Here is an 11,303-nt window from a genome sequence, read left to right as displayed (position 1 = left end):
CAGCATCGGCAGCCGTCCCGCCGGGCGCTCGCCCTCCGCGCGGGTCAGGCCGTCGAGGAGGTTCCGGTAGTGCGCGGCCATCCGACGCACCGTCGGCGCGTCGAACAGGTCGGTGTTGTACTTCAGCACGCAGTGGAAGCGCCCGTCGGACCGGTCCTCGTACGCGGACAGCGTGACATCGAACTGCCCCTCTTCCTCAGGGAGTTCGATGTACTGCAGGGTGTACCCGAAGCGCTCCACGGCCACCTTGTGGGTGAGCAGGATGAACATCGCCTGGAAGACCGCCGAGCGGCTCGGGTCGTGCTGGAGGCCCAGCTGCTCCACGAGCAGCACGAACGGGTACTCCTGATTGTCGAGGCCCCCGAGGACCGTGTCCCGCACCCGGCCCAGCAGCTCGGCCACCGACGGCTCCCCGGCCAGGTTCACGTGCAGCGGCAGCGGATTGACGAAGTAGCCGTAGACGGAGGCGAACTCCTCCTCGGTGCGCCCGGTGACGGGGCTGCCGACCACGATCTCGTCCTGCCCCGACCAGCGCTGCAGCAGCAGGTAGTACGCGGTGAGCAGCACCGTGAACACGGTGACGTTGTGCTCCCGGGCCAGCGTCTGCACCCGGGCGCTGAGCTCGTCGTCGAGCTGGAAGAACTCGGAGGCGCCGTTGTCGGTCTGCACCGGTGGGCGCGGCCGGTCGGTGGGCAGTTCGAGCGCCGGGACCTCCGGCGGCAGGTGCTCCCGCCAGTACTCCAGCATCCGCCGCGCCTCGGGCCCGGCCAGGAAGCGGTTCCGCCGGTTGAGGAAGTCCAGGTAGCGGGCCCGGACCGGGGCCAGCTCCGCCGGCCGGCCGGTGCGCAGCCCGTGGTAGACCTCGAACAGCTCCTCGATGAAGGTGAAGGTGGAGATCGCGTCCGAGACGATGTGGTGGACCGCCTTCATCAGCACCCAGCGGTCCGGGGCCCGTCGGAACAGCCGCAGCCGCACCAGAGGATCCCGCTCCAGGTCGTACGGCCTGCGGTACTCCGCTACCAGCTGGGCGCGGACCTCGTCCCAGGGCAGCCCGGCCACATCGAGAAGACCGGTGTCGGCGATGGTCTCGGGCCGCACCCGCTGGACCGGACGCCCGTCCTCGGTGGTGATGTTGACGCGCAGGCTCGGATGCCGGGCGATCAGCGTCCGGAAGGCATCGAACAGCAGCTCCGGGTCGAGCTCCGCGCGCACCTCCACCGCGCCGCCGATGTTGTACGCGAAGCCGTCCGGGTTGAGCTGCCGGAGGAACCACAGGGCCTGCTGGTTGTGGGTGAGTGGGTAGCACGTCTCGTCGGTGAACAACTCCACCGCCGTCTCCGCCACCGGGCCCCCGGCCGCCGCGAGCTCGGTCAGCCCCGCGTGCAGCCGCTCGGTCAGCTCGCTCACCGGCCCATTGCTGAGCAGCGCCACCACCGGCAGCGAGACCCCCAGCTCGGTGTGGGTCCGGGCCCGCAGCTCCATGGCGAGCAGCGAGTCCAGACCGAGCGAGCCGAGCCGGGCGTCCGCGTCGACCAGCTCCGGCCGCACCCGCAGCACACCCGCCGCGAGGGCCGCGAACCGCTCGGCCACCAACGCCGTACGCGCCGCCTCGTCGGCGGCGCGGAACGCGTCGAGCAGACTGCCGCCCTGCCCCGCCGGGACCTCCCGCGCCGCCGTGGCGGCGAGCGCCGACACCAGCGGCGGCGGGGTGGGATACCAGGACAGGAACACCGGCCAGTCCACCACCGCGGCCACCAGCAACTGGGCCCGGTCCTGCCCGATCACCCGCTCCAGGACCGCCATGCCCGCCTCCGGCGCCAGCGAGCTCATCCCGCGCGCGTCCCGGTAGTGGGCGACCAGCCCGAGCTCCTCGATCATGCCGGTGGCCCACGGCCCCCAGTCCAGGCTGAGCGCGGGCAGACCGAGCGCCCGGCGGTGATGGGCGAGCGCGTCCAGGAACGCGTTCCCGGCCGCGTAGTTGACCTGACCGGCCGTGGTCAGCAGCGAGGCGACCGACGCGAACAGTACGAAGTGCTCGACCGGCTCGTCGCGCAGCAGCCGGTGCAGCAGGTACCCGCCGTGCACCTTCGGCCCGTAGCCCGCGTCGAACGCTTCGCGGTCCAACGACGGCAGCAGGACATCCCGCACCTGTCCCGCGAGGTGGAACACGCCCCGCACCGGCGGCAGACCGGCGGCCCGACGCCCGGCCAGCCAGCCCTCCATGGCCGCCGCGTCGGTCACGTCCACCGCGGCGACCAGCACCTCGGCGCCGAGCGCTTCGAGCTCGCGCAGGAACGCGACCCGCCGCCCCTCGGGGCCGCCCGGATCGAGCCCCCGCCACGCGCCGCGCTCCGGCACGCCGGTGCGGCCGAGCAGGACCAGGCGCCGGGCCCCGCGCCGTACCAGGGTGCGGCAGAGCAGCCGCCCCAGCGCCCCGAACGCGCCCGTGACCAGATAGGCGCCGTCCGCGCGCAGCCGCAGCGGCAGCGGACGGGTCAGCCCCGCGGGCGGACGCAGCCGGCTGAGGTGCCGCCGCCCGGACCGCAGCGCGATCTCGCCCTCGCCGTCGTCCGCCGTGAGCGCGCGCAGCAGCACTTCGGCCTCGCCGGGACACCCGGCCGGGTCGAGATCGATCAGTTTGCCGCTGTGACCGGTGAGCTCCTGCTGCCACAGCACCCGGCCGATGCCCCAGGCGGGCGCGCCGAACGGCTCCACCGGCTCGCCCGGCACCACCGCCTGGGCGCCCCGGGTGACGATGTGCAGGCGCCCCTCCGGGCACGCCTCGGGCAGCACCTGGGCGAGCAGGACGAGCGAGTAGCCGCCGACCGTGCCGATCCCGTCGAGGTCCGCCGCGCCGACCGTGTCCAGCGGGGGCAGATCGAGGTTCCACAGATGCACCACGGCTCCGAACCCCGGCCCGAGTTCGTCGAACAGCCTGCGCAGATCGGCCGCCGAATCGGGTCGCACGGTCATGTGCCGGGCCCCGCTTCGGTATCGGCTGCCCGGGCGGACCAGCCGGCACCGCCCGCCGCGCGCCACGACCGCCTCGGCCATCCGCGCGCCGAGCCCGCCCTCGTCGGCGAAGACCACCAGGTCGGGCGCGGGGGAGCCGTCGGGACCGTCCCCGGTCCCCTCGGCGGTCCCGCCGTCCCCCGGCGCCTCGGTGGGCGTCTCCTCCCAGACCACCTCGGCCAGCCAGCCGTCGATGGTGCCGAGCTTCACCGAGGAGGCCGCCCGGTCCACCGCCGCCGCGCGGAAGCCGCTGATCCGGCCGAGCGGCGTCCCGTCCTCGGCGTACAGGGCGAGGTCGCCGACCAGTTCCTCGTCGCTCTCCGCGGTCACCGTCGCGTGCGCCCACAGGGCCTGGTCGCCGACCGCGTCCAGCCGCAGCTCCGCGATGCCGACGGGCAGCCGGATCCCGGCGGACCGGCCGTCGTCCGGCGTCACCGCGGTGAGCATGGTCTGGAAGCAGGCGTCCAGGAGCACGGGGTGCACATGGCAGTCCGCGGCCCCGTCGCCCATGCCCGGGGTGGACCGGATCAGCGACAGCGCCTCGCCGGGCGCCGTCCACACCTCGTCGATCGCCCGGAACGCCGGGCCGTAGCGGTAGCCGAGCGCCGCCAGCTCGCCGTAACACGCCTCCCGGTCGAGCCGACGCCCCGCCCGCGCCCGTACCGCGTCCGTGTCCAGCGGTTCCGCGACCCGGCGTGGCTGCCCGGTGCGGACGACCCCGCTCGCGTGGACCGTACGGTCCGGAGCCCCGGTCCCGGAACCGGCGAGGGAGGCGATGGTGAACCCGGCCTCCTCCGGGGCGAAGGTGAGCTGGACGGTGGTCGCCTCGCCGTCGGGCAGGAACAGGGCCCGGGAGAACTCGACGTCGGCCAGGGTCGCCGTGTCGCCGCCGGTCAGCGCCCGGACCGCCTGCGCGGCCATCTCCAGGTACCCGGCGGCCGGGAAGACCGTGCTGTCCTCGATCCGGTGGTCGGCCAGGTACGGCAGCCGCTCGGTGTCCAGGCGGCTCTCCCAGGTCGGCTGCAGCGCGGAGGTGCGTCGGCCGAGCAGCGGGTGGTCCAGCCGGCCGAGCCGGATCTGTTCCACCGGCGCGGGCTCCACCCAGTACCGCTCCCGCTGCCACGGATAGGCCGGCAGCGGCACCGGCCGCCCCACGGGCTGGAGCACCGACCAGTCCACGTCGACGCCCAGCGTGTACAGCTCCGCGAGGGAACGGGCGAACCGCTCGGGCTCGTCCTCCCGGCGCCGGATCGACGGCAGCGTCACCCCCTCGACGGCCCGGTCCTCCAGGCACTCCCGGATCGAGTGGCCGAGCACCGGGTGCGGACCGATCTCCAGGAACAGCGTGTACCCGTCGTCGACCAGCCGGTCGACCGCGGCACGGAACCGGACGGGCCGCCGGACGTTCTCCCACCAGTACGCGGCGTCCAGCTCCGGCCCCCGCGCACGCCCCTCGCGGGCGGTCAGATACAGCGGGAGACCGGCGGCGCGCGGCGCGATCCCGGCCAGCGCCTCGTGCAGCTCGGCCTCGATCGGGTCCATCCGCACGCTGTGGTAGGGCACTTCGACGTCGAGGAACCGGGCGAAGACCTGCTCCCGCTCCAGCCGCCCGGCGAGCTCCCCGAGGGTGTCCCGGTCCCCGGACAGCGTCACCGACGCCGGGCTGTTCACGGCGGCGACCGACACGTGGTCCCGGTACGGGCGGACCAGCCGCTCGGCCTCTTCCTCGGACAGGTTCGCCGCCAGCATCACGCCGGTGCCCGCGAGCCGGTGCTGGAGGGCGCTGCGCGCCAGCGCGATCCGGACGGCGTCCTCCAGGCCGTACACCCCGGCCTGGTGGAAGGCCGCGATCTCGCCGGTGCTGTGCCCGACGACGGCGTCCGGCCGCACCCCGTGGTGTTCCCACAGCGCCGCGAGCCCCGCCTGGACGGCGAAGTTGGCGGGCTGGGCGAGCCAGGTCTCGGCCATCCGGGACTCCGCCTCGGGCCGGGTCAGCTCGTCGAGCAGCGACCAGCCCGCCTGGCGCCGGACCTCCCGATCGCAGCGCTCGACCGCCTCCCGGAACACGGGCTCGGCGTCCAGGAGCTCGCGCCCCATGCCCCACCACTGCGGCCCCATGCCGGTGAACACCCACACCAGCCGCTGCGCCCCGGGCTCCCGGAGGCGGCCACGCACGGCCCGGGGGTGCTGCTCCCCGCGCTCGCAGGCGGCCAGTACCTCGTCGAGGGAGCCGGGCGGGCCGAGGGGGGAGTGGACGACGGCGAGGCGCTCCTCGAAGTGCTGGCGGCGGTGGGCCAGGGTGTGCCCGAGGTCCGCGAGAGGCACTCCGGCGGCAAGTTCGCGGCGGACGCCCGCGGCCAGTTCGGCCGGGCCCGACGCGTGCCGGGCGCTCAGCGGGAGGACCGAGCGGGCGGGCGTCCGGGCCGTCGCGCGCGGCTCCTCCGGCGGGCGGGGCGGCGCCTCCTCCAGCAGGACGTGGGCGTTGGTGCCGCCGAAGCCGAAGGAGTTGACGCCCGCCCGCGCGGGTCCCTCGTGCTCCGGCCAGTCGACCGGTGCGGTCGGGATCTCGAAGGGCAGCGCGGCGAAGTCGACGGCGGGGTTGGGCTGTTCGAGGTTCAGGTGCGGTGGGATGCGGCGGTGCCGGAGGGCCAGCGCCGTCTTGATCAGGCCCGCGACGCCGGCGGCGGCCTCCGTGTGCCCGATGTTGGTCTTGACCGAGCCGACGTAGCACCGCGCCCCAGGCGCCCGGCCCTGCGCCAGCACCCGGCCCAGCGCCCGCGCTTCGATCGGGTCGCCGACGGGGGTGGAGGTGCCGTGCGCCTCGACGTACTGGAGGCTGCCCGGTGTCACTCCCGCCTCGGCGCAGACCCGCTCGATGAGCCTGGCCTGGGCGTCGGCGCTGGGCACGGTGATGCCGTTGGTGCGTCCGTCCTGGTTCACCCCGCTGCCGATCACCACGGCGTGCACCGGGTCGCCGTCGCGCAGCGCGTCCGGGAGGCGCTTGAGCGCCACGACGCCGACGCCCTCGGCCCGTACGTAGCCGTCGGCGGAGGCGTCGAAGGCGCGGGAGCGTCCGTCGGGGGAGAGGAAGCCGCCCTTGGTCTCGGCGATGGTGTACTGCGGCGCGAGGTGCAGCAGGGTGCCTCCGGCCAGGGCGAGTTCGCTCTCGCCGCGCTGCAGGCTCTGGCAGGCCAGGTGGACCGCGACCAGGGAGGAGCTGCACGCCGTGTCGATCGAGACGCTGGGGCCGCGGAAGTCGAGGCAGTGCGAGATGCGGTTCGAGACCATCGTCATCATCGTGCCGGTCGCGGTGTGCGCGGCCAGCGTCTCGAAGCCGAGGTCGGCGAACTGCAGGATCTTGTAGTCCAGGGTGAAGGCGCCGATGAAGACGCCGACGTCCCGCCCGGCCAGTTCGGCGGGCCGCTGCCCGCCGTCCTCCAGCGCCTCCCAGGACACCTCCAGGAGCTTGCGCTGCTGCGGGTCCATGTGCTCGGCCTCGCGCGGGCTGATCCCGAAGAAGTGGGGGTCGAACTCGTCGAAGCCGTCGATGTAACCGCCCCGGCCGCCGGTCAGCCGGCCCGGCTTGGCCCGGTCGCGGCTGCCGAGGGTCGTGGTGTCGTACCGGTCCGCCGGGGTGGGGACGAGACAGTCCCGGCCTTCGATCAGGTTGCGCCAGAAGGACCGGTGGTCACCCGCGTGTCCGGGGAGCCGGCAGCCGATGCCGATGATGGCGACCTTGTCGCGGTGGGCGGCGCTGGGTGAGTCCGTCATGGTCCAATCCGGTGGGGACGACGCCTCGGTACGGGCCGGGCGGGGGCGTATGGGGGCACGACGCCGGTACGGCGCGGGACTGCGCGGTACGGGGCGGGGAGGTCGCGGTACGGAGTGGGTGTGCGGTACGGGGGACTACGCGGTGTGGGGCGGGCGGCGCACGGGGTGGAGCAGGCTGGCGACGATCGAGCCGGTCTCCGGGAACGTGGCGGGGTCCTTGACACCGACGATCGCCGGGCGGCGGTCCGGTCGCCAGGTGAAACTGCCGAAGAGGCGGTCCCAGACCGAGAGGTCCACGCCGAAGTGACCGGCCTCGGCCAGGTCGGCGCTGTGGTGCAGCCGGTGTTGCTCGGGGCTGGCCAGGACGTGGTGGAGCGGACCGAGTCGGACGTCCACGTTCGCGTGCACGAAATAACCTTGGACAAGGGTGAAAAGCGCCACCGCGAAAAGGCAGTCGGCGGAGAATCCGAGAAATCCCAGCGTCAATTGGACCGTGCCCTGTTTGAAGGCGACATCCAGTAGGTGGTTGACGCCGTTATTGGCGACGTTCACTTTTCCCGGGACGTGATGAATTCCGTGTACCTTCCACAGCCACCGATTGGAATGCGCCCAGCGGTGGGCGAGGTAGCCGGTCAGTGAGGAGGCCAGCAGCGCGAGGGGCACCTCGGCCCCGAGCGCGAGCCCCGGTCCCGTGACGGGGGTCGCGGCCAGAACGGCCGCGACGACCGACTGGCCGAGCACGGCGCCGGCCATGGTGAATCCGAAATAGGCTGCGTACCAGCACAGTTCCCGGCCGCTCGGGTGCCAGTCGGTCCGGTGCGGGATCAGCCGCTCCAGCGCCGCGAGATAGACGATGGTGCCGATCAGGAAGAGCTGGACGGCCCGGCCCCGGTCCCAGTCGAAGCGCAGAACCGAGGTGAAGAGCCAGACTGCGGACAGGAGCAGAATCGGGTACGCGGCATAGCGGAGACACTCGCGGGCGGACGCGCCGGTGGTCCACGCATTCGCCGGCAGCGACCCCGTATCGGGTCCATCTTCCATGCGGAGAATCTCCATCACATCCGAATAGGGAGTTCGCAGAGTAGCAGTGGACGCGAGGGGCCGTGAATGGGTGGACGGCGTTTTTTGGCCAGCGCGGTAAGGGGGGCGCACGAGGGTAATTTATAAGAAGAAGTTCTTTTCATTGTTCGGTGCCCGTGGGGCGGAGTGGAGGACGCGGGGTGCCGGTGACCGGAAGTAACGCTTCCGCACTCGCGTGGGCGGCGCCGGCCATGCCGGTCGCCACCCGCGTAGAGCGGTTACCGCGTGGTCCCGGGCCCGGCGGATATGCCCGAAACCATCGCCCCGTGGGAGCGCGTGCGGGGCCACGGGCGGAACACGAGCCGTACGACTCGGCGGCCGGACCGCACAGGAGCCCGCAAGGGGAGAATGGCCCGGGTGTACAGGCCCACCCAACCTGACGGCCCGTCAACGTTGCAGGCGGTCGGACAAGGGACGATCCCCGGCCGCCGGAGGCTCCCGTGCGGGCAGGGGCATTGCGTGAAGTGATCTTGTCCGGGTCCGTCAGGTGAGCCCGAGGGCGGTCAGGGGCGGCGGTAGTCGCGGGCGGCGCGTCGAGGGGCCGCGGCCATGTTGGCGGCACCGTCCTGGCGATGAACCCCGATGGCGAGGTTGCGCAGGGAGGCCATGGTGCGGTGCGGATGACCGGTGCGGACCTTGGAGTCGTCCTTGCGGAAGGTCCGGTCGCAGACGTGGTGCAGAAGGTTCTCGATGCCCCAGTGGCCTCTGATCCAGGAAGCGAGTTCGGGGCCGGGGGCGAGGCTGGTGATCAGGTGGATCCGCTCGATCGTGAGTTCTCCGGTGGCCCGGTCCAGGCGCCACCGGACGATCTGGAGGGCCTGTTTCACGTCGGGGTGGTCGAGGTGGTCAAAGGCGCCGGCCTTCAGCCGAACCGGCAAAGACCGCAGAATGCCTCGCAGGTTATCTGTGGGCGGTCCTCGGTGACCCCGAACACGATGCGAGGTGGCGGGCCGCGCACCGCGTCCGACTCCTCGTCGAACTCGGCTGCAAAGAAGAACTCGACGCGCTCCAGCGCTTCGCGCTGGGCACTCTCGACGTGACGCCGTTCCACGACGCCCGTCTGCCCTTCTATGGCCGACACGCCCTCCAACGGCTGCTCTTCGCCCTCGCGCGGGCCGCTCAGAACACAGCAATGCACCTGGGAGTCGGTGAAGTGGCCACCGAGGGGTTGCCGGACGATGCCCGGATGTTCGGCGCGCAGGGCGGCGAGGCCAGCGGTAGCCAGGCCGCATCGCTGACAGGGCGGGTCGGAGTGAGGCTGCTCGACCCATTCCAGTCGGCAGCGGCTGCAGATCGTGTAGTCGACGGCGAAGACGGACTCGCCGGGTCGGCCGCGCGTCGGCGCCATCCGGTTCGCTCAGCAGAGATGGTGTCCTGCCGTGGGGTGCCCAGTTCGGGAATGACCGGGCGACTCCGTCGTCGGCCGGACCGCCCGCGGCTGATCCACATCAGCACCTCGCGCCAGGGCTCTCGCCCTGATGCTCGCCCCACCAGGTGGGCCTGACCGGCAAGGCGCCGTGCGGCCTGTACGGCGTCATCGCTCGCCATGCCTTCATACCCCCAGTACGAGCGGGTGTGGAGGGCTGAGCAGTCCTGTTGGGGCGTGCGGCAGGCTTCGCCGTCGGTACCTGGTGAGAGGGCGGGGTCTGCTGTCCGGGGACCGGTCGGGGCCCACTCCTTGAGCGGCGTCAGCGGAGCCATGGTGATCCGGCTCGGCGGCGGCCCGCCGGCCCCCCATGTCGTTTCCGCCTTCCCCGTGCCGGGAAGCCGCACATCATGAACCACTCCGAAGCTCCCGTACTGGACGCTCTGAGGGCATACCAGGCGCAGGAACAACTGCCGTTCACTCCCCCCGGTCACAAGCAGGGCCGGGGGGCTGACCCAAGAGTGCGGGCCGTGCTGGGAGACGCTCTTTTCGGCGCGGACATGCTTGCTGTGTCCGGGCTGGACGACCGGACCACGTCGCAGGGGATCCTGAAGCGGGCGGAAGACCTGATGGCCGACGCCGTGGGCGCCGAGCACACGTTCTTCTCCACCTGTGGAAGCTCGCTGTCGGTGAAGGCCGCCATGCTGTCCGCCGCCGGACCGCATGAGAAACTTCTGGTCGGACGCGATGCGCACAAATCAGTCATCTCCGGGCTGATCCTCGCGGGTATCCGCCCGGTGTGGGTCGATCCTCAGTGGGACCCCGAGCTCCATCTGGCCCACCCGCCGGCCCCCGAGGCGTTCCGGGCGGCATTCGAACAGCATCCGGACGCGCGAGGTGCGCTGGTCACCAGCCCCACCCCTTACGGGACCTGCGCCGACATCGGAGCCATCGCGACGCTGTGCCACGAGCGGGGCGTACCGCTGATCGTGGACGAAGCCTGGGGAGCGCACCTGCCCTTCCACCCCGAGCTGCCCGCCTGGGCCATGGACGCCGGTGCGGACGTGTGTGTCACGTCGGTCCACAAGATGGGCTCCGGCCTCGAACAGGGATCGGTCTTCCACCTGCAGGGCGACCTGATCACCGCGCAGACCCTCGCCTCCCGCGCCGACCTGCTGGACACCACCAGCCCCTCGGTCCTCATCTACGCGGCCCTGGACGGCTGGCGCCGCCAGATGGTGGAACACGGCCGCGAGATCCTGGACGAAACCCTCTCAAGGACCCGCCGGGTGCGCGCGGCCATCGAGGACATCGAGGGCCTGCACGTCAACGACCGTGATGACTTCTGTGCACCCGGACGTGCCTTCGACATGGACCCCCTACAGGTCTTCATCGACCTCAGCGCGGTCAAGTTCAGCGGTTACGACGCCGCCGACTGGATGCGCCGGAACCATCGCATCAACCTGCACACGTCCGACCACCGGCGCATCAACGCCCAGCTCACCCATGCCGACGACGACACGACGACGGAGCGGCTCCTCGACGGCCTGCGTGACCTGGTGGCCCGTGCCGACGAGCTGCCGCCTGCCCCGGACATCCGCATCCCGGACCCCGGCGATCTCCGCCTCCAGCAGGCCACGCTTCCGCGCGACGCCTTCTTCGGCGACGTCGAGCAGGTGCCCGCGGACAGAGCGGTCGGCCGGATCTGCGCCGAGATGCTGACGCCCTATCCCCCGGGAATCCCCGCCGCCCTCCCCGGCGAACTGCTCGACCGGGCCGCAGTGGACTACCTGCGGACCGGTGTCGACGGGGGGATGCTCATCCCCGATGCCGCCGACAGCACGCTCGGCACGATTCGTGTGTCCGTGCACGACGTCGGCGCCGACTGACCGGGCGCCGCGGCCCTTGAGTACGGTCTCGTACAGAGGCTCCATGACGGCGGCGGTGAGGTACGGCCGCCGGGAACCCCCGAATCCCTGTCATCAATTCGGGTGATGCCACGGCGGGGCCGGTGGCCTGCCCGAACGGTCCGGGTGGTTCGGCCACGGCGGCCGACCCTGCTGCACCGCGGCGG

The 11,303-nt window shown here is 72.4% G+C and carries 5 protein-coding genes; 1 reads left to right on the top strand and 4 read right to left on the bottom strand.

Features of this window, described 5'->3' with window-relative positions; genetic code table 11:
* From VN520_RS34095 to VN520_RS34080, 4 genes are all read right to left on the bottom strand, one after another.
* Positions 1–6,783, bottom strand: a 6,783-nt coding sequence (locus VN520_RS34095) for a polyketide synthase (RefSeq protein WP_325750818.1), incomplete at its 3' end; no start/stop codon positions are given.
* A gap of 135 nt (positions 6,784–6,918) precedes the next feature.
* Positions 6,919–7,824, bottom strand: coding sequence for a sterol desaturase family protein (locus tag VN520_RS34090; RefSeq protein ID WP_325750817.1), 906 nt, complete (start codon positions 7,822–7,824; stop codon positions 6,919–6,921).
* A 542-nt stretch (positions 7,825–8,366) separates the two neighbouring features.
* Positions 8,367–8,741, bottom strand: coding sequence for a hypothetical protein (locus tag VN520_RS34085; protein ID WP_325750816.1), 375 nt, complete (start codon positions 8,739–8,741; stop codon positions 8,367–8,369).
* Complete coding sequence (locus VN520_RS34080; RefSeq protein WP_325750815.1) at positions 8,726–9,211, bottom strand: hypothetical protein; 486 nt, start codon at positions 9,209–9,211, stop codon at positions 8,726–8,728. The genes VN520_RS34085 and VN520_RS34080 overlap by 16 nt, the downstream gene beginning before the upstream one ends.
* A gap of 428 nt (positions 9,212–9,639) precedes the next feature.
* Here VN520_RS34080 and VN520_RS34075 point away from each other — a divergent pair, with 428 nt between their 5' ends.
* Positions 9,640–11,118 carry an aminotransferase class I/II-fold pyridoxal phosphate-dependent enzyme gene (locus tag VN520_RS34075; protein ID WP_325750814.1) on the top strand — a complete coding sequence of 493 codons (1,479 nt, stop codon included), beginning with the start codon at positions 9,640–9,642 and terminating at the stop codon, positions 11,116–11,118.
* The last annotated feature ends 185 nt before the right edge of the window (positions 11,119–11,303 follow it).

It is taken from the genome of Streptomyces sp., assembly GCF_035563135.1.
GTDB lineage: Bacteria > Actinomycetota > Actinomycetes > Streptomycetales > Streptomycetaceae > Streptomyces.
The sequence above is the reverse complement of the archived record's forward strand: the minus strand, read 5'-3'. Positions and strand labels throughout refer to the sequence as shown.